Origin of the sequence: Ktedonosporobacter rubrisoli (assembly GCF_004208415.1) — a bacterium.
In the GTDB taxonomy this organism is placed as follows: domain Bacteria; phylum Chloroflexota; class Ktedonobacteria; order Ktedonobacterales; family Ktedonobacteraceae; genus Ktedonosporobacter; species Ktedonosporobacter rubrisoli.
This window is the reverse complement of the sequence record NZ_CP035758.1, coordinates 8,795,649-8,822,490: the sequence shown is the minus strand read 5'-3', so window position 1 is coordinate 8,822,490 and position 26,842 is coordinate 8,795,649. Positions and strand designations below refer to the sequence as shown.

Sequence of the window (26,842 nt, the reverse complement as noted above, 5' to 3'; positions counted from 1 at the left end):
AACCTTTCTAGCCATTGTGGCAAAGCCGATGATCTCGCAGTAACGAAGATGACATGGGATGAAGGGGCGGCAACGGCTGACCTTTGCGCAGATAGAGTTGCAGGCCAGAGGGCTCCCAGGCCACCAGGCTATAAGCTGCTAAAGACACTGTATTGCCGAGCAAGGAGTGCGCCACACGGTCATTAGAATTGTGCTTTTGTAGGATTACCCACGCGGCAGTCTTCTCAGGATGATGCAGAGCTGTAGGCCAGAACTGCTGGGAGCCATCATAAATTATGTTGCTAAAATGCATTCCCACGTCAGGAATATGCACAGCGCCTACATCTTCAAGAATTTTGCCGCCGGAGTAGTGCTGCGCCAGATAAAGCGTAACGGCCCCGGCTGGCTGACAGGCCAAACCATATTGGCCATCTTGCAGCGAGATAACGCCTTGCGCAGCAACAAGCAGAGGTTGCAAGAGGACAAGCACACATATCATCTGCAAGGCCGGCAAGCCTAGCAGACGCAGGCGCTCCCAGAGGCTTTGCAATAACGTGGTAAGCGCCAGAGCAGCTGGCACAACCATCGCCGAGCCATAGCGCACGTTATAAAAAGGGATCTTGTGGAGGGGACTCGCGCCAGGCACATAGATGGCGGCCTGCCCGCTGTAGAGGGCCAGGACATAAAAGGCGAAGGGAGAGGCAAAGGTTAGCAAGGCCAGGCTGCTGCTTGAGCGACGATGCGCCAGGCAATACCAGAGCAGAGCACAAACAGCGAGCACGAAGACAAGCAGGCCAGTCGTCTGTTCAGCAGTCAGCGTATAGACCTTTAAGGCCTGCCAGAGATTATGATAGGTACTGATGACACCTTGCCGAATAAGCCCCGCTTGTTGAGCCTGAGATGAAAACTGGCTATGCTGAAAAGCCAGGAAATCGCCAGAGATCAGCTTATTCCAGATCAGCCAGTACAGCATACCGCTTCCGCCCAACAGCACAAAGAGGGTTGCCAGGCCCCGTATACGCACCAGGCTATAGCCTTTGTGCCAGCCAACAATGATCACAAGCGCAAGTAAGACAAAGAACAATGCCCAGCCATCGTAGCGGGAAAGCGTAGCCAGAAAGGTTCCCGCAGCGCTACACATAAGCCATAAGGGACGCTCTTCCTGAATCCAGGCCAGCATATAATAGCAAGCCATAGTTGAGGTGCAGATGCAGACAAGTTCCGAGAGCGGCGTTGATTGCAGATAAAGAATATCAGGATTCAGGGCAAAGAGGGCTGCCCCAAGCGCGCTCAGTATGCGATTGCCAATAAGTCTGCGCGCTCCCAGATACACATACAGTGTTGTGCAAACATAGCAACCCATAGAAACAAAGCTGCCTGCCAGCCCGCTATGCCAGAGATAATCATTCCAGATAAAGGGAAACATAAGCACATGTGGTAAGGGCAGCCAGATATCGCCAAGCTGAGCCAGCCCGGGCGTTGCACTATCGAAAACGCTGCGCGCGATACGCAGATGCGAGTAGGCATCGGCATAGAGCAAGATCTGATGGCGAGTCGCATAGTATATGCAGGCGGTAATGCTGGCCATACATGCAAGCGCCAGGACCAGCACAAACCAGATATCGCGTACGCCACAGCGTTGGCGCTGACGCTGGGCTTGCTTCTGCACCGGCGAGAGCGCTGGCAATGGCTGCGTATGGATCTTATAGAGCGCGTTCATTACGCTGGGAAGAGCGCTTTCTCGCTCCTCCTGCTGACCCGATCTGTGCAGGACGCCCCGGGCTTTCTCCGTGAGTTGCATCTCGCGAGCAGCCGCCCACTTGAGCTGAGCTGACGACATTCGCGTAGTCTTTTGCAGGTGCATACCATGGCAGGTCTTCTGCCAGAAATGCGGCTTGCAGAACAGCTCATACAGGGCAAGCGCCGCCGCAATCCAGTTTAAGGCCCAGTAGCACGGCACACCGAGCAGCCAGGGCAACAGATGATAATGTTCCCTTCTTATACAGCCAAGCAAGTAGAGAAAGATATAATAAAAGTTTCCAAAGACAAAGCAAGCTGCAGCCGGATAAAAGATCGGCGCCGGAAAGATGAGATGATAAAACCCTTCTACCGCTGGCTTGAAGATAATATAGATCGCCAGCAACAGCCACATCAGTGGCGTAATAAACAGGAGGCCGACGCTGCTACCAATAATGAGCTGCAGGGAAAACAGCTCGGCCAGGCGTAGCTGCCTGAGCATTTCCCAGGGATGGCGCATATGGACCAGATACGTTTGAATATAGCCTTTGATCCAGCGCGAGCGCTGCCGTACCCAGTTTTTCACTTGTGAAGTGGCTTCCTCGCCTGTTGAAGAATCCAGCATGACGGTGCGCAGGCGGCAGCGAGCCATGCGTAAGCCTAGATCGCAATCCTCTGTCACATTATAGGCGTCCCAGCCACCCAGCGCCCGTAGCACAGCCGTGCGAAAATGATTCGACGTACCACCTAGCGGCACAGCAAAGCCTAATTTCTGCAGGCCAGGAAGGATCAGGCTAAACCACATAGCGTACTCAGCCGTATAGCAGCGCGTAAGCAGGTTCTGCGTAGAGTTATAACAGTCTAGCCTGGCCTGAACACAAACAACATCTGTGGTATGATTCGCAAAGGTAAGAACTGCCTTTTTTAACTGCAAGGGATCAGGAATATCTTCAGCATCATAGATTACCGTATAGCGCCCGCGAGCATGCAATAAGCCATAGTTGCAGGCCCTTGGCTTTGTACGCGGTTGTCCATTGGGAACAGTTAGCACCTGAAACTGAGCAGGCAAGGTTAAAGAGCGCAGAGCCTCGCGCGTCTCATGGTCATCGGCCTCAGTTAGCAAAAGCACCTGCAGCTTTTCTAGGGGGTAATCGAGATTGCGCATAGCGCTGATAAATTGGGGCACAATAAGAGACTCACGGTAGAGCGGGCAGAGAATCGTATAATATGGCCAGTCAGTCTCCGGCAATTGCGCCACCAGGGTATCATCTATCTGTTCCTCCTCAATATTGCAGCTAGCTTTACAGATCATGAGCATACTGAGGATAAGGTTCATCGCATAGAAAAAGGTAATCGTACCGGTAGCAAAGATGGCAGTAGGCAGCCTCCAGGTGAGCACGCCCAGCAAAGCCCCCAGGGCGGATAAGGTCAGGAACAGGATCTGTTTTCGCGAGAGGGTATAGACGGCAGACAGGTCGGGCCACAAAGGTGCGAAGGGCGAGCTTGCATAATGAGGCGAGTTAGAGACCTGTGCGACCTGTTGTCGATACGTCTGTAGCTCCTGCTCTACAACTTGCTTCTCGGCTTGCGCCTGCCCGGCCAGCCAATGCACATATAGCTTGAAGCTCCTTTGCCAGGCGCGCTGGGCCATGGCTTTCACTTCTACGCGATGCTTGGCATCCTGGTAAATCTTCATAATGCTGCTCCAGATACGTTATAGCTTCTAGCTGAAAAATCTTGCGTCAGGGACAGAATGATGAGTGCTCATCAATCCGCCAGCGTTCGATTACATTCTCACTATACCGGGTATATCCAAATGGGGCTGACGGATCAGCGAAAGCATGGCAAAGGGGGGGTATTAAAAATAACGACCCAATGGTGTTCCAACCGGGTCGTTATAATTGGGAGTCGGGAGCGCAGAGCAGCGGCCAGGGCAGCTTAAAGCCTGGTCCAGCCGACCGGTTCCAATCCGCTTTTCTGGCTAGCAATGGTTTTTAGCGCGCCTCCAGCCAGTGAACCTACTGCCATATCGCCTGTATCCTTCTCAGGGTCATTCATGACAACGGTATACAAAGAGCCATCAACTGCACATTCTGACCAGAGCGAGCTCCAATTCTTGAGAGCAAACATCTCATTCTTAGCCGTCACGCTAGTCAACTGCACCAGATCTTTACCAGCGAAATTTACCTTCCAGATCGTCTCGGGATGTCCCACTTGTTCCAGAGTAAAAAGCAGAGTCGAGTTGGTGATAGCACACACCTCGCGAATATCGCCTGCTTGCGGCTTATATACTGTATGAAATGTGCCTCCGGAAACTGGCATTACCTTTACCGCGGCCTGTATGGGAACTCCGGGCCCCACATCCATATTGCAAACAAGTCGTTGATTATCTGGCGTCAAGGCATAATCCTGGCAATTATCACCTTCCGCCTTTGGTCCTGTTAAGAGTTGCAGATTGCCAGGCTGTGAGGCATCCTTGCTGACGTCACGCAAACGATAGAGCAAAGGAGCCGGAGCCGGGCTGGCCTGTACTCGGCTGAGAAGTAATAAACTATTGTTGCTCTCCCACCTCATCGGAGTGAAGATTGGGCGAACTCTTCCTGACAAAGTGTCAAGCGGCAAGCTCCTTCCCCTATTGGTGATTGAGAGACGGGGTACTATAGATGAGGTAACAGGCAAGTGGATGGCTTCCATCTTTTCGCCAACAAGGGCCAGGCCTGGATAATCCAATTGTTGCGACGATAAGACAGTACGAAGTTTGCCAGTCATAAGATCAAGCACATCGATCGTCGAGATATTCGTTGTATCGTCAAGCTTAGCAACTGCAAGAAAATGCTGATCGGGTGAAAAGCGAGCCCCTACAATATTGATCTGCCCCGAAAGGCAAGAGAGCGTTTGCCGTTGCTGGCCATCTGTACGCACAAGCTGAAGTGCTGTTTGGTTTTGGGTCGTCGCGCTTAGTACGATCCATTGCCCATCCGGTGAGATACTCAGTGGGGTCATAGCTCCGTTGAGCAGCGTCGTCGTAGTTGCCGTGACCATATCATAGCGCTGCAGGACATTGCCAGTCTTCCCTTGAAAGAAGTAAACAATGTTTGGATGGTCACCTATCTTCATAGCTGGCATAACAGCAGCTCGTACGCTAGCAGCTTCGGGGCAGCTCTGAAGCAGCGCTGCTCCAGGGATAGGAGTTACTTTGGTTGTCGAACTAGCAGAAGCCGGCCTCGCTGTAGCTACAGGAGTAGAAGTGGTAGAAAGCCCTCCATCTATGCCAGGCTGCCCACATGCACTAAACGCCAACACTATACAGAAGAGCAGGCAGAAGCTATAGCTATGCCGCCGTAAGTAAGACATAGATCTTCCTCCAGGCAGAGTTATACGCACTAACATTTCTATTAGAAACCTTGCAGTGTTAGTATGGAGTCTCAGCCGGAAGATGGCGACAATGATTGCTCATTGACTGCTCATACTTTGCTCATCGAATTGTGCTAGCCTGACATAGCCTCCATGCAGGATCATGAAAGCCGGCTACGCTAAAACATAGCCGGCCATTCTTTCTTCTCACTTAACGCCCAAACAACCAGCCGCCATTAACATTCAATATCTCTCCAGTAACAAAAGAGGCCTGGGGCGAAGCCAGATACAGGATGGCTGCAGCTATATCATCGGCCTGCCCAGCCCTGCCTACCGGCGTCTGGGATACGATGCCATTGATGCGCTGCTCCGACCAGTGACCCGTAAAGCCAGTATCGGCAATAAAGCCAGGCGCGATAGCATTGACGGTGATGTCTTGCGAGCTCAATTCGCGCGCCAGGCCATACGTCAGGCCATGAACGCCGGCTTTGGCTGCGGCATACGCTGATGAGCCCGCCCGGCTGCCACCGGTATAAGCTGCGATAGAGCTAATGAAGATCATACGTCCACCCGGACGTACGAGATGCGGAGCCACAGCGGTTGCCATTAGAAAGCTACCCTTCAAATTCGTCTCCATCACAGCATCCCATTCGCGCTCCGCCTCTGCCAGCGACATATCAGTGGTAACGCTCCTGGCAAAGCCGGCCACATTCACCAGCACATCTATCTGCTTCCAGTCCGCCACGATCTGTTCGACAGTTGTGGCAACCTGCTCGCGCTTGCTTACATCTGTGCGATACCAGTTCACCCCAGAGGCTAGAGTCTCCGCAGTATCTTTGAGCCTCGCCTGATCGCGCCCTATAATCGCTACCTGGGCTCCCTCGCGCACAAACGCCTCTGCTGCCGCCCGCCCTATACCGCTATTCCCGCCAGTAATAATTACATTCCTTCTTTGCTTTTCGCTCATATTTCTACTTCTCCTACAGAATAATATTCACAAATCTTGCTCCCTCTCAGCATAATAAACAAAGGTAAAAATGTCCAATATATTATTTATAGCCAACTAATATCTTTTGCATATTAATCCAATCCCATGCTTGGCAGCACTTGCCGAGGCTAGAGTCTAAGCAATTTGGCCACGCATGGCAAACAAAAAGAACCGCCCGGGCTTGTGCCGAGCGGTTCCAGTGGGCCACGAGGTTCAGGAGGCGTTCTTAGCCAGAGCGGGAGTTGCTACATGCCACTGGCCGCCAACCCCCTCTCCATTTGTCTGCCCGGGAGCTGTATCGCCACTAAACGTATACAAGGGATGATCATTATAGATCACTTGATTTCCGTTGGCATTCTTATAAACTTCTAGCTCGCCTGGAAGTTTCGCCGTGGCCATGGGCTGACCACTTCCCGAGAAGAGTAGAGCAGGCCAGGCCCCCACACAACTGCCGGTGCAGGCAGTTTTGCTCGCCGTATCTTGAGTAAAATAATACAAAGTCATTCCCTTAGCATCGGTAAGAATAGTCTCTGACTTCCCTTTGACGCTTGCCATGGACGTCTTGATAACCGCAGTACCGCCCGCACTCGCACTGTTCGCAGCCCCCGTGCTCATCGGAGCAATCGCCCCAGCCTTCAAATCGGGAGTCGCCACAAACCACTTACCGGCTTTGCCCTCTCCATTCACTTGTTTTGGCGCCGTATCGCCGGCAAATGTATAGAGGAAATGACCATTATACGTTACCTGTTGACCATGCACATTCTTAACCACTGTCAGCTTCCCCGGTAGCGTGGTAGACGCCCCAGGTGAGCCAGATCCTGAGAAAAGAAGCGGAGGCCAGTTTGTAGCGCAGGCACCCGTACAACCCGACGTCTTGTCGGTATCATCGGCATAAACGTAGAGCGCTTTATCTTGCGCATTAGTCAGGATCGTGGTAGACTTTCCATCTACCACAGCGTCAGAGGTCTTGATAACGGCTGTACTACTGGCATCAGTCGTAGACGCTGAACTTCCACCATAACTCGTTCCTGTACTGGCAGTTCCACCACAGGCGCTAGCCAGCAGCGCAACAAGCAAGCTAGCGAAGATAAATATCCAACCTTTCGCAGGCAACTTAGCCATTGTTCTCCTCCATATCATCAGCATGTGGAGATACACACACTCAATCCAAGCCTCAAATACTTCAGAACCGCGCTACAGTTTCGTTGGGAGCATGTGCATACCATCTGCTAGAAACTACGGCGCGAAGTTACAGCCGAAGCCTACCTGACAGCTATGTTATAATAACAGCTACAAACGGCTAAATGCCGTCAAACCAGCAAAAACTTACGAGGAGCAAGATGCCAACACGCAACGACGCTTATAAGCTAATGACGAGTCATGTCAAAAATGAGAACCTGCAAAAGCACATGTTTGCCGTAGAGGCCGCCATGCGCGCCTACGCACGTAAGTATGGAGAGGACGAGGAGCTATGGGGGATGGCCGGCCTGCTCCATGACTGCGACTATGAAGAGTACCCCGACCTGAAAGTACATACGCATGTCTCTGCAGACTGGTTACGCGCCGAGGGCTACGACGAACGCGTTATCTATGCCATCCTGGCCCATAACGACACCATCAATGGGGAAACCAATCCCCGCAACGACCTGATGTCTAAGGCCCTCTTTGCCTGCGACGAGATCACGGGTATGGTTACCGCAACGGCCCTGGTCCGCCCAACCAAAAGCATCATCGGACTAGAGGTCTCGTCGGTGCGCAAGAAAATGAAGGCCAAGGGTTTTGCCGCCGGCGTCAACCGCGAGGATCTTTTCAAGGGCGCCGAAGAGCTCGGGATAGATCTCAACGAGCATATCGCCTTTGTGATCCAGGCTATGACAGAGATAGCCGAGACTCTGGGCCTGGCTGGCACTCAGTCCAGCGAACAAGTCTCCGCCTGAGAGCACAGCTACCTAATACTTGAACTTCAGAATAGTTCCAGAATTGGCAATCCTGACCTGGGAGATTACCCAGAACCAGCAGCTCCCGTCTACACATAGGAAGTTATGACACAGCAACTGGTCTCATATAGCAATAACTATGCAACAGCAACGGCAGCAACACAATCGGGCAGAGCGTCGCTTTACGGCAAGCGAAGTAGCGACCTTCGAGTACTGCCCCCTTATCTGGTGGCACGAATGCTTTGAACCTGCCGTACAGGCAGATACAGAAGAACTCTTTGCACGTCTGGTAGAGCTGGAACACGAGCACGGACCGCAAGCTCCAGCCTTACCGGAGTACCAGATGATAGAGCAATTGCTACTCCGCAGGGGCGCTTTCGAGGAAGAGCCGCCGGAGACGGATGTAGAGGAGGATGACGAGTTTGAAGAATTTGAGGAAGAGCGCGCTCCTGCTCCCGGTATTGGCAATCGCACACGCAGTATAGCCTATCTGGCTGTGGCGCTCCTGGTGCTAGCTGTAGCACTTATGGGTATCTCGCTGCTGCTGCCAAAGCCATAGGCCCCATATACAGGATGAGGAAGGATGATAAGCACTATCTTGTTTGTCGGCGGAATTGCCCTGTTGCTATTCTCTCTTGCCCTGTTGACTCTCCTGATCAATGAGCGGCGCTACCAGCGCCAACGCCTCATCGAGGAACGCCAGCGCACACTGGGGCTGCCGCCCGGTAAGCTGGTCTATGAAAATATTGATGGGCAGGCGGAGCCCTTATATTCCAACGAATACCCGCTTGTTGGCAAGCCTGACTATATCATCCAACTCGCTGATGGGCGACCCGTTCCCGTCACGCTCAAGACCACTGTCCAGGATGCTACTGCCCCGGCTAATCACCATATCATGCAGATTATTGCCTACTGCCTGCTTCTTGAGGATTATTTTGAGCAAGCTCCCACGCACGGCATTCTGTGCTATGCTGAGCATAACTTCACGATTGACTACACGCCAACGCTGCGCAAGAAAGTCATCCGCTTGCTCGGTGAGATGGCCCGCTGCAGCCAGCAGGAACCACCGCCACTACAAAAGCAAAAGATCACGAAATGCCGCATATGCGCTTTTCAGCCTATCTGTCATGTAGGAAGCAGAAGCAAATAAGGGCAGTGGTATGGCCGAAACCATACCACCACAGAGCTATAAGCCAAAGGCGTAGAGCAAACCATCGCGGTTGCCCATATAGAGCATACCATTGCAGATGGTTGGCGTACCCCAGAATAACGAGGCTTTATCCTGGTCGTTGTAGGCAAAGGCTTGCCTACCCGTACCGGTATCAAGGGCAATAATAAAATTGCCAGATCCCACCGCGAGCATGCCAGGCACCGCCATTACCGAACCCTGAATCTTTCCAGGCATACAATGTTCCCAGAGAAATGCGCCAGTGGCCGGGTTGACAGCGCGCACCCCACCGGCGCAATCGCGCCCGGCAATGACAGTATGTGAGTTAGCGATATATAGCTGTTTGCCATCCCAGGCGCTCGACGAGATGCTCGATTTATCGTTGACCTCAGGAGTGGTGACGCGCACTTTCCAGACCGGGCCTGAGCTCAGGTGATCGCGATTGAGGGCATAATAGAAGCCATTCTTATTGACGGCTCCGATCAGAGGTTGCGTATGGCCCTGGATAGTTGCCGTGAAGAGCGTAGGCGTGCTGCCAAAATCGCCGTCCCCACTCTGCTCTGCCGGCGGAATTTGCCACGAGTTGCGCGGCGAGAGGTCATCCGCGTTGAACTCAAGCAAGGCATAGGCGAATTTTTCATATGGTTTGCATGTGCTCAACGTACCGGTGGTTATATAGACGCTATTCCTGGCTTCATCGATAGTAGGAGTCATCCAGATCCCACCGCCGACACAGCCAGCCGGCACAGTCGTAAACGTGTGCTCTATTGCTCCTGTGCTGGCATCCAATTTATAGAATTTGCCAGCCACCAGCGGACAATCGCCATATGAAGAGATGCCAACATAGACGCTCCCTTTATAGACAGAAGCTCCGCCCCAGATCATATAATCAGGCGCTTTGCCCAGGGCCGTACTCCAGAGCACATGGCCATTGGCAGCATTGAGAGCGTAGAAGCGCGCGTTACCGCCTCCCACCAGGACTACACGCGTCCTCTGCCCCTGGATTGGGAGAGTCGTTATAGTGGCGGGACTGGCTACGCCCGCGCGGGGAGGAAAGCATCCTCGGGGCGCATCAGTGCCCAGGGAGGTTTGCCAGAGCTGATGGCCCTGGAGATCCGTGGCATGCTCGTAGCCATCCCATGAGCCCCAATAAAGCTTGCCATCATCTACCATCACTTGCGAACTAACGGGACCACCAGCCTTATACTTCCAATGCAGCTTCAGATGATGGGCAGAGGCGGGATTAAGCGCGGCCTCGCTCCCATTAAATCCTGTATGCGCGTTGTTGCCCATATAGGTCAACCAGCTCGCCTGCCCGGATGCCGCAGCCTGAAATGGCCCACTCATAGGGCTGAGCAGCAGCCCAAGCACTAGAGCTGCGACTCCAAGCAATCCAAGCAGGCACATATTCATGCGCCTGCCTATAACTTCTAAAGTATGCCTGATGAGCATTCTTCTCTCTTTCCCTACTTCATCTCAACCAAAGCACCAGGCCGCTTATAGCCCAAAGGCATACAAGTTGCCAGCTTCATTGCCCATATACATCACACCATTAGAGACCGTAACACCTCCCCAGAAGGTCGAGGCATGGCTTGTATCCCTATAGACATAGAGCTCGCGACCGGTTGCGGCATCCAGGACGACGACATGGCTACCAGCGCCAGTGAAGACCAGACCTGGCACAACTGTCAGAGCATCGATAACTTTGCTCGGCGCGCAATACTCCCAGAGGAAGGCCCCGGTGGCGGGATTGACAGCCCGCACGCTGCCTAAGCATGGCTTGCCTTTGATGGTCGTCTGCGTGCCACCAACATAAAGCCGCTTGCCGTCCCAGGCGCTGGAAGCAATATTGTTAGGCGAGGTTGATACTTTTGCTTCCCATAAGGGCCCCGCCGCTATATTCGTCCGATCAAAGGCATAGTATACCCCGTTCTTATTCACCAGCCCGATCATCTGGCGCGCTTTGCCATTGACTGTCGCGGAGAAGAGAGTAGGCGTGCTGCCAAAATCACTATCCTTAGCATCCTGTGAGTTAGGAATTTGCCATGAACTTGACAGCGAGAGGTCGGAGGTATGCAAAGCGATCAGTGCATAGGAGAGCTTTTCGAGGGTTTTACAGGGTGCTAAAGTTCCCGTCGAGACATAAAGTGTATCAGTTTTTTCATCAATTGTGGGAGCCATCCAGATTCCACCACCGATACAGCCGGCCGCAACTGTGGTGAATGAATGCTCGACGGCTCCCGTAGAAGCGTTCATCTGCACGACGCGACCGGCGACCAGGGGACAATCTCCATAGGAGGCTACGCCTACATAGACGCTGCCCTTATAGAGGGTTGAGCCCGCCCAGAGCATATAATCGGCAGAGGAGGCTAGCTTCGTATCCCAGAGGACCTTGCCGTTGGTTGCATCAAGGGCATAAAAATGAGAATTGCCACCGCTGACCAGCACAACCGGCGTCATATGCCCCTTGATTGAGATATCTGCTACTGTAGCTGTGCCAGATACGCCAGCGCTCGCCGGCGTGCAGCCCTGGCTAGCAGGAGGCGTGGTCTTGCCCAGGAAGGTTTGCCAGCGCTGATGACCGTTGAGATCCGTGGCATGCTCGTAGCCATCCCATGAGCCCCAATAGATTGCTCCATTTACAATGACCGGCTGACTACTAATCGATCCGCCAGCATGATCTTTCCAGTGCACTTTTACTTGCCTGGCTACGCTTGCCGTCAAAACTGTCTCTGACGCATTATAGCCAGTATGGGCATTGCTCCCCATAAAGGTTGGCCAGTTCGTTGCTGCCGCCTGAGCAGTCAAGCCGAGCGGCATAAATACTATTCCTGCTAACAGGCATACACTTCCCACAATATAGAGCAGATATTTTCTTATGGATCTGCCCTCACCATACTTGCTCGTCATATTTTTCCTTTCCATATCGAGAATGCACACTGATCTCAGCTATATACTCCCTACTACTACATTTTCCCCTTCGTACCTAATAGATATATACTACATTTAATATCTTAAATTCGTCTTTTTGTAAATTTCTTTTATAGAATATCTGTATTTCTAGTAACATTTTTATTCTTACGTGCAGCTTTTTCTTTCTGGCTAAGCTTCTTGCCAGCTCCTTAAGCTTTGTTGAGAGGGGCCGCAATTACTAAACTTTCCAGCTCTGCTAGTTCCGGCGCCTGAGGGTAGCGGGAAGATGAAAAGGCGGAAAGGCCTGCCGCAACTTTTACGCGCATTGACTTTCGCAAGCAAGAAGAATACACTAACGCCAGCATGGCCTTTTTGTTTCTAGTGGATCGAAGTTTGGGATACCCCTGTCAATACCGGCGGCACGGTCCGACCTCACGGACATAACCTGCATATTTGCCTGCCGCACTGGAGAAGTAAAGCGAGAGTAGAGAAACTAATTTATGGGCACAATTCACGAAGTAGTAGAGATTACCGGACACATTATCGATTCCTGGACGCTACCACGAGCCTGGGACATTATTATGGACCGTGGCGGCAATTTTGTCATCGAAGATATACGCATCGGCGTCCACAAAGATGATCCAAGCTATATTCGCCTCAAGATAGAGGCCCCTGACGATGCGGTCCTTGAGCTCATTCTGTCGGAGCTACAGCAATTTGGCGTAGCGCTCGTCCATGCCGATGATGTGCACACGGCCCGCGTCGAGCAAAACGGTGTGCTACCTGCCAATTTTTACTCGACTACTAATTTGCCTACTCAGGTACGTCTCCACGGCCAATGGATCGCCGTCGAAGCTATTGAGATGGATGTCGTCATTGTAATCGACCAGGAGCACAAGCGGGCCTACTGCAAGCCTATGCACGAGGTACAAACCGGAGATCAGATCGTCGTAGGGCACGAGGGCATTCGTGTGCAGCCATTTGAGCGCGATCGCGGACGCGAGGCTTTCGCTTTTATGCAAAGCAATGTCTCCTCTGAGAAGGTAAAGGTGCTGGCGATTCAGGAGATTGCGCGCCAGATGAAGGAGACACGCGCGCGCAACGGCAAGATCCTCTTTGTCCTGGGGCCAGCGGTCATCCATACAGGAGCCGGGCGCTACGTTGCCGAGCTGCTGCGCCGTGGCTACGTTCAGGTTATCTTTGGCGGTAATGCGATTATCACTCACGACGTCGAATCGGCGCTTTTCGGCACCTCGCTGGGAGTCAATCTAGAGAGTGGCGAGCAGGTCGAGGGAGGGCACCGCAATCATTTGCGCGCCATCAATGCGATCCGCGCCGTTGGCTCTCTAGAGAAGGCTATCGAGGTAGGGCTTCTGCGCGAAGGCATTACGTACGAAGCCATTAAGCATAAAGTTCCCCTGGTGCTTGCTGGCTCAATTCGCGACGACGGCCCTATGCCGGGCGTAATTGCCGATATGCAAGAGGCTCAGCGCCGCATGCGTGAGGAGATTCAGGGCGTTGAAATGACAATTATGATCGCCTCTATGCTGCACGCCATCGCCACTGGCAATCTTCTCCCGGCTCGCGTTCGCACGGTTGTGGTTGATATCAATCCAGCGGTGGTAACCAAGCTGGCGGATAGAGGAAGCTTCCAGGCTGCCGGTCTGGTCACTGATGCCGAGCTCTTTTTACGCGAGCTCCTGGAAGCCCTATCTTAAAATAGTTCCTCTGGGCGGCCTCGCTACCATGCTTCAGGCGCGCCCAGAGGCCTGGCAAAAGTGCAAAACAGGACGAGAAACAGGCTCCCACCCGCGCCAAACGAGAGGCTCAGATTTTAGGAAAGTGCGAACAGCCAGCCTCACTTCAGGCCTTCTGCTCAGCTTTCTTCTTCTGGACATAATGTCGGCGCACTTTAGCCCGATTGCCACAGCTCTGCATATTGCACCAGCGACGGCTACGATTTTTACTGGTATCCAGAAACAACCAGCCGCAATCTTCGGCAGCACAGAGGCGGGTTAACGACAATCGATCCGAGGTGAGCAGATCTGCAGCCGAGCGTACGATCGGCCACAATACTTGCTCAAGCTCTGTCTCTGGCTGCACATCCCAGCTCCAGGCATAATGTTCTCCAGCCGGCACAATGCATGCTCGGCTGAGGGCAGTCGCCAGGTAAACATTTAAGGTCTGCAGATCCTGGGAGTTCGGCTGCTTCTCAAGCGCAATGCTCTTAAAGACCCGATAGATTACTTCCCGCAAGGCAATCGCATGCACCAGGATAGCTTTTGCTCTACCGGGCTGCTGATCGGCCTCCTGCTTGAGTCGCTCCCCAACATCTTTGCTCAGGATTTGCGCCTGCACGCTCCAGGCCACAAGATCGCTATAGCCATGCAGCAATTCTTGGGGAACGGCTTCGGCCCGATTCTCCAGCGTGTTGGCAAAGTCAAGACATAAGTAGTTAGCGCTTATGTCAAACATGGGTGCCGTAGTTTGTAGTTTGCTCATTGTCATTACTTCCTTCAAACCCACACTCTATCACATCTCAGCCCAATACGCTATACTTTTCTAACCACCATACAGCACTTGACAGGTTAGCATATACAAGGTATAATCTAACCAGTAAAAGTATTTTAGATGGTTATTCGTATCTATGTCAAGGGCGTGAGTCGCACCCATTTAGCCTGGCATGTTGTAGCGCGGGCTGGGGTAGAGAGGAAAGGAATGCCAATGCATCCACTTCAGATTGAGCTTGTCAATCAGCAAGCTGTAGATATTATACATTCGACTGAGCGCTCACCATCCATAGTAGCGCGCCCACAAGGCGGCTACGGACTTGCAATCGCAACGTTATTCAGCATAGTGCTCCAGAACTTATTATTCTGGGGCAGTATCTGAAGTATAGCGGCCTGAAAGAGCAAAGTAGGCTATCGTCGGTTACATCTCATCAAATCTTAGTCACTGGCCCATTCCAGTAGAAGGAATGCCTGACCAGCCATAGGAAGGAGATCAGTATGGAATTTATAGTTGTCTTATTACTCTTTCTCGTCCTGGCCCTGGCCGCATTGCGTTGGGGAGCTGACAGCCGCGAGCCTATTCATGAGACTTGCTGGGAAAATCCAAAACACGCTGTGCTCTTCCACCCGGCCCATCACGACTGAGGTTTACTTCAGCGTATAATGATGAGCAATTGTTAGCAATAGCCGTTGGGAAGAGGCCAGCTTGCCCGCCAGGCATCCTGGCCTTCCTGACCGAAGCATGCCCACAGCCTATCATTTCCCAAACTCGGATCTGGAAGGAACGTATCAGATAAGATGAAGCAACTTCTTCTTCAGGCTAGAGGACGCCCGGATCTCAGCGCAGCCGCTCGCCTCTCAATTGCGACAAGGCTCTTGCTCACCTCAGCCTTTCTGATGAATGTCGGCCAGTTTATGATTTTGCCCTTTCTAGCGGTATACCTTACCACTACGTTGCACTATCCAGCCTGGCAAGTAGGAACATTACTAAGCGCCAATATTCTCTGCACACGAGCGTTACCCCTCGCCGCAGGAATGATCGGCGATCGCCTTAGCCACAGTACCACCATCCTGACGGGTATTCTTGTACGCAGCCTGGGATTTCTCGGCCTGGCGCTCTTCCAAAGCTTCCCTTTCCTGCTAGGTGCCACCCTGCTCATGGGCACCGGAGGCGCCTTATATAACCCCTCTATTCACTCAGTATTTGCCGCCCAGCCAGCCGAACAGCATAAACGTATCTTCTCCACCCTCAACCAGGTCCTTAATCTGGGAGCCGTTCTTGGGCCATTGCTGGGCTCGCTCCTGCTCTTATTCGGCCCTCAGCTCCCCTTCTTTGGGGGCAGTGGACTATTTTTTCTTATCGCTCTAACGCTCTTCTTTTTTCGGCAGCAATACCGTACTTCGGCTACGCGCACCCAGCTTGTCGATAGCTTCAGGCAAGTTCTGGGGCATAAACACTTTATGCTCTTTACCTTGTTTATGGTCCTATTCTGGATCTTATTTACGCAGCTCACCGTAGCCTTCCCCCTGGAGGCTTTCCGCATAAGCCATAACGATTTCTATGTTAGCGCCGTTTATTGGGTAAATGGGGGAACCGGCTTTGTGCTGATGGCCATCGTCCTGAAAAAAGTCTTTCAGAGATACAATCCTATGTATCTGGTAAGTATTGGTATGCTCTGTACCGGCCTGGGATTTGCGCTGATTCAATTTTTCCATACCGGCTTCTGGCTCTTATGCTGCGTAGGGATCTATACGCTTGGCGAAACCCTGGTGCTTCCCGGCTCCGACATGGTTGTCGCCGATATCAGCACCAGTTCACAGGAAAATGCCGGGGCCTTCTTTGGCATGTTCTCGCTTTCCTGGGCGTTGGGAGGGGCCATCGGTAACTATCTTGGCACAGCGCTAATAGAGAGCGGAGATCCTGCCTGGTCGTGGACGCTCTACGGCCTTATTGGACTCGTCGGCTGTATACTTACCCTGTGGCAGGCGCGTTGGCGCCACAAGCGTGCATAGCCCAACGCGCGTTATTCGGTACGTTCCGCCTGCGCGACAATCTGAGCTGCCAGCCGGCGCAGAGCATCGCGCAGCTCTTCGGGTTGGCGCACAATAAAAGGGCAACTCAGCCTGATCAGGACCCGGGCCATCCAATCGACATTATCGACGTAGCAGTAAAACTTTACTTTTTCGCCTTCTTGCTCCAGCACGGCCAGAGACGGAGGTATCATGCTTTGAGCATTCTCCAGGGTGGTCTCAAGCAGCACTTCTACCAGCCAGGTACTTGGGGTCCTGGCGATGGACTGCTGAACAAAGCTCAAGCAATCGAACTCAGGCTGAGGCGTAAAGGTATCCTCTAACATCTCGGCATGCACTACCCGATCCAGGCGAAAGGTACGCAGATCCTGGCGCAGATGGCAATAGCCGGCCGTATACCAGAAGCCCGAACGATACACCAGCCCATAAGGATCAACTATGCGCTCGCTTACCTCTGACTGCCAGGGCTGATAGCACAGCAGAACCTGCCGGTATTGCGCAGAAGCCGTAGAGAACAGGCTTACGATTCCACTACGTGGCCTCGCCTGAGCCGGGCGCACATCGAATACCAGAGTCTCCTGAATAGCGCGCACCTGCTCTTTCAAGGTTAACGGCAGGACACGCTCGATCTTAGCAATCGCCCCCTCAACGGCGGGAGCAGCCGTGGCCAGCCCCAGCCGGCGCGCCGCTAAGAGCCCCAGAGTCAGGGCCAGAGCTTCTTCATCGTTAAACATGAGTGGGGGTAGCTTGAAGCCCGGCCGCAGGCGATACGAGCCGTAGCGACCACGCTCAGCTTCAACAGGGATGCCCAAATCCTGCAGCATGGTCACATAGCGTCGTATAGTGCGCGTATTTACCTCCAATCTTTCAGCCAGCTCAGGTCCACTGAGGCGCTGGTGCGATTGTAGCAATTCTAGCACGGTCAGTACACGTGTCGTCGGGAAATACACTTTTCTTTCAGCTTTCTGCCAATTTTCCTGCTTTTACTAAAGCTTTGGGACCTCTTGTTTTGGGTAGAATCTATTGAGCTTAGCCCCACGTTTTGGGTAGAACCCGTTCAATCAGGACAGATTATAACCTTTTTTTATGCTAGACTCAAGTTTGAGGGCACACTCAGACATTTTTTTGCCAAGAGCCCAGGTAGTAGCTGCTACTAATGCAGCATCTCATTTTTTGAACGTGGAACCTCTAGTTTCTTTCCGGGAGGAAGAGTATGGCCGAAGAACATATTGACAAAGCGAGATTCCTCGACGATCTGACCTCCAGCTATAGCGCACTGGAAACCCTGCTCGCGTCCTTAAGCGAAGAGCAGATGATCACCCCGGGCGTGAATGGGAAGTGGTCAGTAAAGGATAATCTGGCCCATATAAGCTGGTGGCTACAGCGCCGTCTGACCATCATGCAAGCCAGAAAAGAAGGTGTACCCTTTAACGATCCGGCTGCTGGCAAAGATGATGATGAAATGAATGAAATCATCTATCAGGCCAATATAGATCGCCCGCTACACGATGTGCGCACTGAATTACATACGGCTCACCAACGCCTGGTAGAACGCGTGCAGGCCATGAGCGAGGCAGAGTTAAACCAGCCTGCAAGCAATGGAGATCCCGTCTGGACGACGATTCCACCTGCGGCCCACGACCATTACGCTGATCATATCAAGATAATTCAGGATTGGCTCGCGCGCAAACATGCATAGTGACATCCAAGAACAAAGGTAGCAAGATAACTTATGGCACTGCAGCTTTCTTATGAAGAGGCCCGGGACTTCCTGGTTAAGTATCACTTCGCCCAATCAGATCTTCCAGGAGTCTTTACGCAGCTGGGAACTGTACAATATGATCCACTCAATCCGGTAGGACGCAATCCAGACCTGGTTTTTCAGGCTCGCGTACCTGGCTATCGCGTCGACGATTGGCAAGCAACGGCCTATACAGATAGGGTCGTTTACGACGCCTGGGATAAACAAGCTTGCCTGGTACCCGTCAGCGATTGGCCTTTACGCGAAACCATTCGCCAGATGTATCGCCCCTACCACGATCGAGAGATATTACAAGCCGACCCTGGCTTACCCGAACAGATTCTTGCCGCTATCGATGCTCAGGGCCCACTCTCATCACAGGAGTTCGAAGACCGCTCTCGTTTACCAGACAACAATAGCTGGTATGGGCTAACGCGTACAAAGCGCGTGTTACGTGCAATGTGGGCCTGTGGTATGCTGCTCACGCACCATCGCAAATCCGGCCGGCACTACTACGCCCGTCCCGCGCAAGTTATTCCCGCCCAATATTATAATCAGCCCCTGCTGACCGATGAGGAAGCCTTCCATCGCTGGATTATCCTACGCCGCCATCAGGCCAGCGGGCTGCTCCGTCCTACTGCCGAAGCATGCATCTGGAGCGCTTGCGGGGATAGCACAACACGCAAAAAAGCTATTGCCCAGCTCGTAGAGGAGGGCACGCTGCTACCTGTGCAGGTAGGCCAGAAAGCTGCTCTCTATCATATGCCCAGCAGTGCCTTGCCTTTGTTAAATGCAGCTCCTCCACCACCTCGGGTCATTTTTCTTGGCCCGCTTGACAACTTCCTATGGGATCGCAAGGCAGTATTACAGCTTTTCAATTTCGATTACACCTGGGAAGTCTACAAGCCGGCCCAACAGCGCCGCTGGGGCTATTATGTGCTCCCCGTCTTCTACAAGAATCGCTTTATAGGCCGCCTGGATTCCCGCTTAGAGCAAGGCACCTGGACAATCTCGCGCTGGTGGTGGGAGCCCACTATCAGGCCCGATGCCGAGCTAGTAGAGGCCTTGCGCCAGGCTACAGGCAACTTTTTAAATTACCTGAGAGCCTGTGCCGTTCGCCTTGAAGAAGGCGTCGATGCCACAGCACGCGAAGCACTTTCTACAGGTAAATAGCTTTTGTCGTCTCACGATTTTCAGGATCGACAAACTGGCTGCGGTTACTCTCTCCCACATGAGCTTGTCCCGGCGCATGGTGCCGAAGCGCTTAAGGGGCAACTATCACGGAGGGAGTAGCTTTAGCCTGACGCGTTCCACCAATCAGGCCTCGATACATCTTCTTACCCGCTTCCTATTTATTCATCTCAGGACGCAAAATCTCTACTCATTCTCAACACACTCTCTACTCATCCACAACCCTTTTCTACTCCGGTGCTTATATACTTTCTTATACAGATAATTATCTAACTGATTGCTAAAATCTAAAGCATAATCTATTTGGGGATGGTGGTATGTGTGCATTTATGACAAAGCCAGCACTCGTTGCCGGACATCGGCATTTTAGTGCTCGTTTACTGCTCAAACTCGGCGTGTTCGTCGCGCTGCTTCTCTCCTTGCTGAGCACCTTGTTCGCGCATGCGCCGGCTACGGCAAGCGCAAGCAGGGCCAGTTCAGCGCATAAACTGTTCCTGTTTGTTCAAGGCATCGATACAGACTTCTCAAGCGACGATGCCGCCCATAACCGACTCTCGGGCCATATCTATTCCTTCGATCAGCCTGGCGGAATTGTTCCCCGGCTTGCGAAAACCGAGCCAGGCGCTACGCTGAAAATCTTCAGCTACAATGGGCTCGATCGCTCTGGTCATCCACAGCCCTACGCCTGCCAGGATACCTTTACCCAGCATCTGAGTGTCTATGTAAATAAACTGCAAGTCCAGGTCACAAACTATCTCAACACTTATCCTGACACCAACATCTATGTGATTGGTCACAGTCTGGGGGTACCATAGCCTTTGGCCTGCTAGCTTACTTCGCACAGCACGGCTTTCCTTCGTCCCACAATAGCCGGCTCGCCGGGATCGTAACGCTTGATGCTCCCTTAGGCGGGATGCGTAACGAAGATGCCATGAGCTACTATCTGGCTAAAAAATATTACCAGCTTATGTGTCCTGCCCTCGTACCTGCTAAACAGCCAGAGCTACCGCTTACCAGCCTGCAAGATCTGTTCCAGGTTTATCAAACTGCTTCCGCTCCCCCCCACGGTGGCCAGAATAGTCTTGCAGATGTGCTCTTTGGCAGCGCTCTATCCAACCAGGCTCTGGCTTCCAGCGCCGCCAGCCATCATCTGGCCAGCCTGTCTATAGGAAATCCGCTCGACTTTCTCTATAGTCCAGGGATCTGTATTCACTTTCCTGGCGTGAAAAACTTCGCGAGCTCACAATGGCTTGCGGACCGAGGCTACGCCTCGGGTATTTATGGGCGTATCTTTCAAGATCATAAGGCCTCTTCTCGCTGCAATAACCCGCTCCAGCAGATGACAACCAACCACTTCGATGTGCTTACCGATCAAGACGTCCAGAACGGGCTGCAGCAGTTCATCTCCGCGCAAACTCCCTCGTCCCTGGCTGTGGCTCCGCTCAGCGATCCAAATCTTGTCTTAGCCCATTAGAGGCTGCTGGCTCTTGCTTGCAGAGCTTTATGTTTAGAGAAGAGCAACTTCCGTGCTAGGAGTGAGTTGCTCTTCTCACAGACACATAGCGTTTTTATTATCTCCAGGCCTCTAGCCGTCCCATCCCTAAAAATAGCGCATAAGAATATTCCCAGCTTTACTATACATTTTCTTTCTTTGCCGAAGGAGCCCTTTCAAGCCAAATTACATCTGTAAACTATTGATATTACTTTTAGCATAATGTAAAGTATAAATACTAGCCTCGTCAGCAAAGGCAAAAAAATGGTTCTCTGCATCCTCGCCCATATGGATGAGTACTCCACGTGATAGAGATTATAATTTTAAATATCGCCTTCATTATCGTCATACACTATAAACACAAAATACTGTATATATGGGAAGTCACTTTAGCCAAAGAGTTACATGCCGGAGGCCAGAATACATGCCAGAGTACATCGCGAGCAGAGCCGATGTTGATATGCGCAGCTTTGAAGGCCAGACAATACGAGACAGCTATCAATTGCAGAGCTACATAGGTGAGGGCAATTTCGGAGCCGTTTTCAAGGGAACGCAGCTTTTTCTTGACTTGCCCATCCGCACCGTAGCCATCAAATTCAGCAGATATACAAATTTAGATGCAGAGACGGCAAGACAAATCTTCGCCGATGCCTTTGTGCTCGCGCGCCTTATGGAAGAGCTAAATGATCCCGAAGTATGCCAACACCTTGTCCACGTCTATGATATGGGCATCGACCCGCAGCGCGAAAAGCGTGGCTTCATTGTCATGGAGTATGTAGAGGGCACAACTTTAGCCGCACACATGGCCACACTCGGCCATGTACCTGCTTTGCTCCTTCTCAACTGGATTCGCCAGATCTGCACCACGCTGCAAGGTCTCCACGCTCTGGAACCACCGCTCATCCACCGCGATCTGAAGCCTGACAACATCATTCTCGGCCATGATGGAATCATCCGCGTCGTCGATTTCGGTCTGGCCGCCAGGCTTATGAGCCAGGGCCATGTACGGGGCATTGTGGGCGCGCTAGGCTACATGGCACCTGAAACCATGCTGGGCGAAAGCATACCCGCCTCGGACATCTATTCTATCGGCCTCATGCTCTATGAGGGTCTGACTGGAAAGCATCCTTTCCTCACTCGGGCCTCCCTCGCCTCGCAATCCTTCATGCAGCGTGATCGCTGGTACAAACAATTGCGCATGGCTCGTCTGATCCCACCATCACACCTTAACAATACGGCCTCTGCCACCCTTGATACGATCGTGGCGCGCTGCCTACACTTCTATCCCAACAAGCGCTACGCAGATATTGGTGAGCTCCTGGCCGATCTCAACGGCGTATATGCAAAGATTAAGGCAACAGGAAATAACTAAATGGGGACAAAGCAACCATTCTGGCGCAACCTTAGCCAGGCTATACAGAGCCCATTTTCTCATGAGGGGCAGCTAAAACAAACATGGAAAGCTACCCTACAGGAGCAAGACAAGCAACTCAGGCTTGACGGTCTATGGCAAACCCAACAAATCTTTCTGCAGCATCCTCAAACCTATGCGCATCTCTATCTTTCCTTTCTTGATGACTATCTAGCAGCCGAGCATCTAGCCGAGCTCAGTTCATCCGATCTAGAGTCGATAGAGAAAATGGGGGAAGCACTGCAAGGCCTGAAAAAAGCCAGATGCAGCCCGGAGGAGGTCTGGCAGCGCCTGCTACAAGCTTATGATGCACGTAAGGATAGTAGGGAAGCGCTGGCACTCCTGACCAGAATGTACCGAAATGTGGGCGAGCAGTCGCGCCAGGGCGTGATTATGGGACTACTTCAGCGCAAGGGATATGCCATCCAGCATATCGAGATCTATCTCGATTATCTGAAGCACTCCTCTACTCCTGAATTCAGCCAGCGTATTCTCCGTTACCTGGATGAGCTCTGTGTCGCCGATTTCACAACCCCATATGAGCAGTTAAAAGACATTTATATGCTTGCGCGGCGCTGTCATGAGCACAATATCACCCTCTCCAAGCGTGAGCTCGTGCTTGGCCTAGGAACACTGCTTATTGAGCACACTCCTGTTCAAGCCGCGACACACTTCAAACAGCTGCTTCAAGCGCATCCAGGTGACAGTACGGCCCAGATTGGCTTACTCTCCGCCCTGCTCAAGCTACCAGATTTCACGCTGGCAGTTGAGGAAGCGCGGCAGATAAGCACGACAAATGATCCCATAGTTATTGCTCTAATCAACCTTAGCCTCGCGATATGCTGGCTTGAAGACCCGCGAAGTGGCGGGAAGCCTCCTTGCACGGCTCGCGCTCTTGCCGAAGCTAATCTAAGCAAGTATGTTGATAATATTGCCAGCTTCACTATAGGACGACTCTATCTGTTAGAAGGCGATGCACAGCAAGCGCTTCAGGCCTTTGCGGCTTTCAGCGAAACATACTCTGAGCGCCAGATTTACTATAAGGCCTGGGCCAATTTGCTCCACGCCGATCATCCAAAGGTCTTACAATGCTATAATCAGATGAGGCACCTGCCGGCTGCCTGGACGCTCGCCTGTCTCTTGCTGGAAAGTAATCCCGGCGCCCTTACAGATCAGGAACTTGAGCAGCTACGCGCCACAATGCCTCTCCTCTATATTCCGGCCATGGAGGCCCGCATTGCTCTATCACGCTCTAAGGCGCCTTTGGGAATACTCCCCACGGCGGGCGGCGGGACGATAGAGGAGGAAATGGAGCAACTGCGCTCAGCTCTGGGTGTAGCTTTCTATCGGCACGAAGTTGCCAGGATGCAAGCTGCCATCCAAACCCCGCTCTTTGCGCATTTACCAAACCCCGACCGGCAGACCTGGCAAGCTCTCTATGCTCTGCTTAAGGGAAATGCTCGGCAAGCCGAGAGCCTGCTCGATGAAGCTGCCATGCGCTATCGCTATCAGAGAGCAGCCTTGCTTTTTAGCGTGCACGCCCTCGCCAAAAATCTCCAGGTAGATCACAGCTATCTAGTAGATATTGCGCAAAAGGGACGCGCTCCAGGGCGCGCCGCACTCTTAAGCGGTTATCTTGGAGAGCAAAGCGAGCTCCCGACCGATTACAGCGATGTGCCTGCCGGGAATGCCATGCACTATTACTGTTACTGCAAGCTCTATCTTCAAGGAGCCGCACACGCACAGCTGGCAGGCGAGAGGGCAAAGGCTGCTCAGTACCGCCAACAGGCCTATAATCTCCTACAGTTAGCCCTCAGCCAGCAGGACCAGGCGTTACCTGCCGATAGTCATATCCTGGCCCAATGTCTCGACTTTCTGCTCTCACCGGAGCAGAAAGCTATTGCCAGCTTAAATATCTGGGAAGATCTACAACAACTCGCTGAGGCCGCGCAAGAGCCCTGGTTTTTGTGGTATGCGCTGCTTGCCCAGCTAGAGAGCCGCCAACCGGCGCTTGTCGCTACCGCCAGTGAAGAATTGCTGGTATTGCTGGAACAGGCGCAGCAGCTGCGCTCTGATGTTATTCTGGAGCTAGCAACCAGCGTCACACAGACCTGTTTGCAGACCGAAAAGGTCAGTCAGGTTGCTAAAATGACCGAGCTGGTACAGTATCTAGCTAGCAGTAAAAATTTATCTGCCTTACAGCGCCTCTACCAGCGCTGCCTGACCCATCACACCAGACTGCGCGTCCTGGCCAGCCAGGATAGTACCGAGCAAGAGCGATTTATCAAAAAACAGGTATACAGCTCCCCTACAAACCTGTGGCTTGTCCTATTATATATTGGCATACAACTACGCAAGCAAAAGCCCGCCGAAGCCATTGATTTCTTACAAAAGATTAAGCCCAAACGTAAATTTGAGAGGCAGTTGTATAGATGCCTGCAGCTCTGGTTAAGCGCCAAAAAGAGCGACACGCTCCCCTCGCTACATGACTTGCCAAAGCAGATACCGGCACGTTATTACCAGGTTCTTCTCGCCGCAACGGCGCTGGCAACGCAACAGTCTGAGCGCGGCTTTGAATTGCTGGCCCTCATCCTCAGTCGGTTCGAAGCAGAAATCGATAAAATAGTAGATGTACGTCTGGCCTTTGCCTGCCTCTGCGCCTACGTTCAGAGTCAGCGTAGAGAGCTTCCATGCTTTAAAGAGGCAGCGCTCAAAGTCTCGCAACAGCAAGCTGATCCCACGCTAACGGCCGCAGCAGCCCGCCTCCTGGCTATCAAGGGCGAGATTGCAGCAGCTAATCAACTCTGGCAGCGTGCGCTTTCTCTCCAGGATGAGTCCCTTGCACTGCGCCGGGAATGGGCACAATTCCTCTGTTATTGCACAGCCCAGACCTATATGGCAGGCGATCTGCCAGCGGCTATACAGCAATTGCAGGATACGGTGCAACGAACCGGACAAAAAGAGCTACGTGGCTTTAGCCTGGAACAGCTTGCCGCCAGCGCCGAAATGGATCTCGCGGTAGGGCGCCTCTTGCATGTCATCCTGCCCCAAACTAGCGAGCTTGAGGAGAGAGCGGGTCGCTATCACTTTCTTGCGCAAAGCATCTCACAACATCCCCCACTCTTACAAGCGTTACAGTCTAATCAGATGGTGCAAATCCAGCAGGAGTGGCGCACTTGCCTGCGCAAAATCACTCCCGCCGAAATCTCTATTCTGCACGGCCTTGCCGTTGTGTACCGAGAACATGCCCTGGCACAATCTTCAAGCAAAGACAAAGCTGATCATTTCTGGAAACTGAGCACATTCCTCTGGCTCCATCTACTCTGTAGCGAGCATTTCTGGGCGTACTTTCTCAGTACGCGCATCGATCCCGAGAGCGGTAATCCCCTTACACTTGAGCGACAAAGCTGGGATAAGCTGTTCCAACGCAGCTTGCACAAAATACTCTCTCAGCACAGTACAGCAGCTCAGCAAGCCTTCAACAGAGATGACTTGCAAGCAGTCCAGATCCATCTACATTGCCTGCAAAGCTGCAGTCGTTGGAATGACGAGCTACGGCAATTGCTCAAAGCTGAGCATATCGTCCTTGATTTTCAGCTCGACAAGCAAAAAGTCAAACAAGCGAAAGACCTCGCCAGAACACTACACGAAGGGCTCTACCAGACATGGTTACAAGAGGCTCGCAGACGGCTTGAGGACCCGGTAAATCTTGCCAGGCAGCCCGAAAAGATCCGCATGAACTACGAAGATGGCCTTAGCTATCTCGGCAAAGTACCCGAGGCTGTCGATCCCATGTATAAGCTCATCCTACTTACCCGCCTGGAATGGTACAACGCCTGGTTCTCCGACCTGTTCCAGCTCATCACAACCGATGATAGCAAGATTGCCAGGGTAGTAGAAGCGGCCAGCGCCGTCGCTGAGCAATTAATTGCCTTCAGCTATCCCGATGAGAAGCATATGTATCTGCCAGAAAATCAGCAGCTGGCTACCCATTTCCTGTATCGAGGCTTAACAAGCCGCAACTTTGATATTGCCTACAAGTACATTCGCTTAGCTCGTAGCTGGAACAATTACACCGCGGGGATCGAAGAGTTGCTCAGCCTTATCCAGCTCTGGGAACAGTACGCAGTTGCGCTCCTGGCCGCCCGCCGAGGCTCAAATTATCGCTTCTACACACTGATGGATGATGCGCGCAATGATTTCCGCATCAGGGGCTACAACCCAAGAGTTCTTGATTTTCTGAGCGAGATGAGCCAGGCGCGGAGCCTTAACACCTCTTTTCTGGTGCTCAATAAAATTATGCTCTGGCATGACAGATAAGCTCACTAGAAAACCGAGGCAGTCCTCTTCCCAAACTTAAATTACTTGCTTTAATTACATGATCAAGAGA

General features: G+C 52.4%; 21 protein-coding genes. 13 read left to right on the top strand and 8 right to left on the bottom strand.

Translation table 11 applies throughout. From position 1 onward, the window contains the following. Nucleotides 1-7: 7 nt before the first annotated feature. From EPA93_RS38235 to EPA93_RS38220, 4 genes are all read right to left on the bottom strand, one after another. The gene (locus EPA93_RS38235; RefSeq protein WP_129892561.1) at nucleotides 8-3,412 is read right to left on the bottom strand and encodes a glycosyltransferase; all 3,405 of its coding nucleotides are present in this window, start codon (nucleotides 3,410-3,412) and stop codon (nucleotides 8-10) included. A 242-nt stretch (nucleotides 3,413-3,654) separates the two neighbouring features. Continuing rightward, nucleotides 3,655-5,070, bottom strand: coding sequence for a WD40 repeat domain-containing protein (locus tag EPA93_RS38230; protein WP_129892560.1), 1,416 nt, complete (start codon nucleotides 5,068-5,070; stop codon nucleotides 3,655-3,657). Nucleotides 5,071-5,281: 211 nt separating this feature from the next. Further along, nucleotides 5,282-6,037: an SDR family NAD(P)-dependent oxidoreductase gene (locus EPA93_RS38225; RefSeq protein ID WP_129892559.1), complete on the bottom strand. Its 756-nt coding sequence runs from the start codon at nucleotides 6,035-6,037 to the stop codon at nucleotides 5,282-5,284. Between the two features lie 234 nt (nucleotides 6,038-6,271). Beyond that, nucleotides 6,272-7,180, bottom strand: a complete 909-nt coding sequence (locus EPA93_RS38220) for a hypothetical protein (protein ID WP_165423680.1) — start codon at nucleotides 7,178-7,180, stop codon at nucleotides 6,272-6,274. 218 nt (nucleotides 7,181-7,398) lie between these two features. Between EPA93_RS38220 and EPA93_RS38215 the strand changes: the two genes are divergently transcribed. The 3 genes from EPA93_RS38215 to cas4 all read left to right on the top strand — a co-directional run bounded on the left by EPA93_RS38215 (nucleotide 7,399) and on the right by cas4 (nucleotide 9,145). Next, nucleotides 7,399-7,995 carry an HD domain-containing protein gene (locus tag EPA93_RS38215; protein WP_129892557.1) on the top strand — a complete coding sequence of 199 codons (597 nt, stop codon included), beginning with the start codon at nucleotides 7,399-7,401 and terminating at the stop codon, nucleotides 7,993-7,995. A gap of 139 nt (nucleotides 7,996-8,134) precedes the next feature. Continuing rightward, a complete protein-coding gene (locus EPA93_RS38210) occupies nucleotides 8,135-8,554 on the top strand; it encodes a hypothetical protein (RefSeq protein WP_129892556.1) in 420 nt (139 codons plus the stop codon). Between the two features lie 24 nt (nucleotides 8,555-8,578). After that, on the top strand, nucleotides 8,579-9,145 hold the full coding sequence (cas4, locus tag EPA93_RS38205; RefSeq protein WP_129892555.1) for a CRISPR-associated protein Cas4: 567 nt from the start codon (nucleotides 8,579-8,581) through the stop codon (nucleotides 9,143-9,145). A gap of 36 nt (nucleotides 9,146-9,181) precedes the next feature. Here cas4 and EPA93_RS38200 read toward each other — a convergent pair whose 3' ends face one another. Both EPA93_RS38200 and EPA93_RS38195 read right to left on the bottom strand, forming a co-directional pair. Then, entirely contained in the window at nucleotides 9,182-10,615 is a 1,434-nt protein-coding gene (locus EPA93_RS38200; protein WP_129892554.1) for an outer membrane protein assembly factor BamB family protein, read from the bottom strand. A gap of 45 nt (nucleotides 10,616-10,660) precedes the next feature. Continuing rightward, nucleotides 10,661-12,073, bottom strand: a complete 1,413-nt coding sequence (locus EPA93_RS38195) for an outer membrane protein assembly factor BamB family protein (protein ID WP_165423679.1) — start codon at nucleotides 12,071-12,073, stop codon at nucleotides 10,661-10,663. Between the two features lie 503 nt (nucleotides 12,074-12,576). Between EPA93_RS38195 and EPA93_RS38190 the strand changes: the two genes are divergently transcribed. Next, on the top strand, nucleotides 12,577-13,794 hold the full coding sequence (locus tag EPA93_RS38190) for an ornithine cyclodeaminase, nickel-pincer nucleotide-dependent (protein WP_129892552.1): 1,218 nt from the start codon (nucleotides 12,577-12,579) through the stop codon (nucleotides 13,792-13,794). A 145-nt stretch (nucleotides 13,795-13,939) separates the two neighbouring features. Here EPA93_RS38190 and EPA93_RS38185 read toward each other — a convergent pair whose 3' ends face one another. Beyond that, the gene (locus EPA93_RS38185; protein WP_165423678.1) at nucleotides 13,940-14,578 is read right to left on the bottom strand and encodes a CGNR zinc finger domain-containing protein; all 639 of its coding nucleotides are present in this window, start codon (nucleotides 14,576-14,578) and stop codon (nucleotides 13,940-13,942) included. A 129-nt stretch (nucleotides 14,579-14,707) separates the two neighbouring features. Between EPA93_RS38185 and EPA93_RS38180 the strand changes: the two genes are divergently transcribed. From EPA93_RS38180 to EPA93_RS38175, 3 genes are all read left to right on the top strand, one after another. Further along, complete coding sequence (locus EPA93_RS38180) at nucleotides 14,708-14,968, top strand: hypothetical protein (RefSeq protein WP_129892550.1); 261 nt, start codon at nucleotides 14,708-14,710, stop codon at nucleotides 14,966-14,968. A gap of 116 nt (nucleotides 14,969-15,084) precedes the next feature. Beyond that, complete coding sequence (locus EPA93_RS48755) at nucleotides 15,085-15,231, top strand: hypothetical protein (protein ID WP_165423677.1); 147 nt, start codon at nucleotides 15,085-15,087, stop codon at nucleotides 15,229-15,231. Between the two features lie 153 nt (nucleotides 15,232-15,384). Beyond that, nucleotides 15,385-16,599 carry an MFS transporter gene (locus tag EPA93_RS38175; RefSeq protein WP_129892549.1) on the top strand — a complete coding sequence of 405 codons (1,215 nt, stop codon included), beginning with the start codon at nucleotides 15,385-15,387 and terminating at the stop codon, nucleotides 16,597-16,599. A gap of 11 nt (nucleotides 16,600-16,610) precedes the next feature. Here the strand turns inward: EPA93_RS38175 and EPA93_RS38170 are convergent, their stop codons facing one another. Next, nucleotides 16,611-17,567 (bottom strand): helix-turn-helix transcriptional regulator, encoded by a 957-nt coding sequence (locus tag EPA93_RS38170; RefSeq protein WP_129892548.1) that lies wholly within the window; start codon nucleotides 17,565-17,567, stop codon nucleotides 16,611-16,613. Between the two features lie 263 nt (nucleotides 17,568-17,830). Here EPA93_RS38170 and EPA93_RS38165 point away from each other — a divergent pair, with 263 nt between their 5' ends. The 6 genes from EPA93_RS38165 to EPA93_RS38140 all read left to right on the top strand — a co-directional run bounded on the left by EPA93_RS38165 (nucleotide 17,831) and on the right by EPA93_RS38140 (nucleotide 26,772). Then, nucleotides 17,831-18,316, top strand: coding sequence for a ClbS/DfsB family four-helix bundle protein (locus EPA93_RS38165; RefSeq protein ID WP_129892547.1), 486 nt, complete (start codon nucleotides 17,831-17,833; stop codon nucleotides 18,314-18,316). A gap of 33 nt (nucleotides 18,317-18,349) precedes the next feature. Then, nucleotides 18,350-19,531 carry a DNA glycosylase AlkZ-like family protein gene (locus EPA93_RS38160; protein WP_129892546.1) on the top strand — a complete coding sequence of 394 codons (1,182 nt, stop codon included), beginning with the start codon at nucleotides 18,350-18,352 and terminating at the stop codon, nucleotides 19,529-19,531. Between the two features lie 347 nt (nucleotides 19,532-19,878). Next, nucleotides 19,879-20,364 carry a hypothetical protein gene (locus EPA93_RS38155; protein WP_129892545.1) on the top strand — a complete coding sequence of 162 codons (486 nt, stop codon included), beginning with the start codon at nucleotides 19,879-19,881 and terminating at the stop codon, nucleotides 20,362-20,364. A gap of 98 nt (nucleotides 20,365-20,462) precedes the next feature. Next, complete coding sequence (locus EPA93_RS38150; RefSeq protein WP_129892544.1) at nucleotides 20,463-21,023, top strand: hypothetical protein; 561 nt, start codon at nucleotides 20,463-20,465, stop codon at nucleotides 21,021-21,023. 442 nt (nucleotides 21,024-21,465) lie between these two features. After that, entirely contained in the window at nucleotides 21,466-22,413 is a 948-nt protein-coding gene (locus EPA93_RS38145; protein ID WP_165423676.1) for a serine/threonine protein kinase, read from the top strand. Further along, nucleotides 22,414-26,772, top strand: coding sequence for a hypothetical protein (locus tag EPA93_RS38140; protein ID WP_129892542.1), 4,359 nt, complete (start codon nucleotides 22,414-22,416; stop codon nucleotides 26,770-26,772). The last annotated feature ends 70 nt before the right edge of the window (nucleotides 26,773-26,842 follow it).

Bases quoted from the DNA above. Each gene is read 5' to 3' on its own strand.
- EPA93_RS38225 (WP_129892559.1), bottom strand. From the start codon at position 6,037: ATGAGCGAAAAGCAAAGAAGGAATGTAATTATTACTGGCGGGAATAGC.
- EPA93_RS38175 (WP_129892549.1), top strand. From the start codon at position 15,385: ATGAAGCAACTTCTTCTTCAGGCTAGAGGACGCCCGGATCTCAGCGCA.
- EPA93_RS38195 (WP_165423679.1), bottom strand. From the start codon at position 12,073: ATGACGAGCAAGTATGGTGAGGGCAGATCCATAAGAAAATATCTGCTC.
- EPA93_RS38160 (WP_129892546.1), top strand. From the start codon at position 18,350: ATGGCACTGCAGCTTTCTTATGAAGAGGCCCGGGACTTCCTGGTTAAG.
- EPA93_RS38230 (WP_129892560.1), bottom strand. From the start codon at position 5,070: ATGTCTTACTTACGGCGGCATAGCTATAGCTTCTGCCTGCTCTTCTGT.
- EPA93_RS38220 (WP_165423680.1), bottom strand. From the start codon at position 7,180: ATGGCTAAGTTGCCTGCGAAAGGTTGGATATTTATCTTCGCTAGCTTG.
- EPA93_RS38190 (WP_129892552.1), top strand. From the start codon at position 12,577: ATGGGCACAATTCACGAAGTAGTAGAGATTACCGGACACATTATCGAT.
- EPA93_RS38145 (WP_165423676.1), top strand. From the start codon at position 21,466: ATGCCAGAGTACATCGCGAGCAGAGCCGATGTTGATATGCGCAGCTTT.
- cas4 (WP_129892555.1), top strand. From the start codon at position 8,579: ATGATAAGCACTATCTTGTTTGTCGGCGGAATTGCCCTGTTGCTATTC.
- EPA93_RS38235 (WP_129892561.1), bottom strand. From the start codon at position 3,412: ATGAAGATTTACCAGGATGCCAAGCATCGCGTAGAAGTGAAAGCCATG.
- EPA93_RS38150 (WP_129892544.1), top strand. From the start codon at position 20,463: ATGCGTAACGAAGATGCCATGAGCTACTATCTGGCTAAAAAATATTAC.
- EPA93_RS48755 (WP_165423677.1), top strand. From the start codon at position 15,085: ATGGAATTTATAGTTGTCTTATTACTCTTTCTCGTCCTGGCCCTGGCC.
- EPA93_RS38210 (WP_129892556.1), top strand. From the start codon at position 8,135: ATGCAACAGCAACGGCAGCAACACAATCGGGCAGAGCGTCGCTTTACG.
- EPA93_RS38165 (WP_129892547.1), top strand. From the start codon at position 17,831: ATGGCCGAAGAACATATTGACAAAGCGAGATTCCTCGACGATCTGACC.
- EPA93_RS38185 (WP_165423678.1), bottom strand. From the start codon at position 14,578: ATGAGCAAACTACAAACTACGGCACCCATGTTTGACATAAGCGCTAAC.
- EPA93_RS38200 (WP_129892554.1), bottom strand. From the start codon at position 10,615: ATGCTCATCAGGCATACTTTAGAAGTTATAGGCAGGCGCATGAATATG.
- EPA93_RS38215 (WP_129892557.1), top strand. From the start codon at position 7,399: ATGCCAACACGCAACGACGCTTATAAGCTAATGACGAGTCATGTCAAA.
- EPA93_RS38140 (WP_129892542.1), top strand. From the start codon at position 22,414: ATGGGGACAAAGCAACCATTCTGGCGCAACCTTAGCCAGGCTATACAG.
- EPA93_RS38155 (WP_129892545.1), top strand. From the start codon at position 19,879: ATGACAAAGCCAGCACTCGTTGCCGGACATCGGCATTTTAGTGCTCGT.
- EPA93_RS38180 (WP_129892550.1), top strand. From the start codon at position 14,708: ATGGTTATTCGTATCTATGTCAAGGGCGTGAGTCGCACCCATTTAGCC.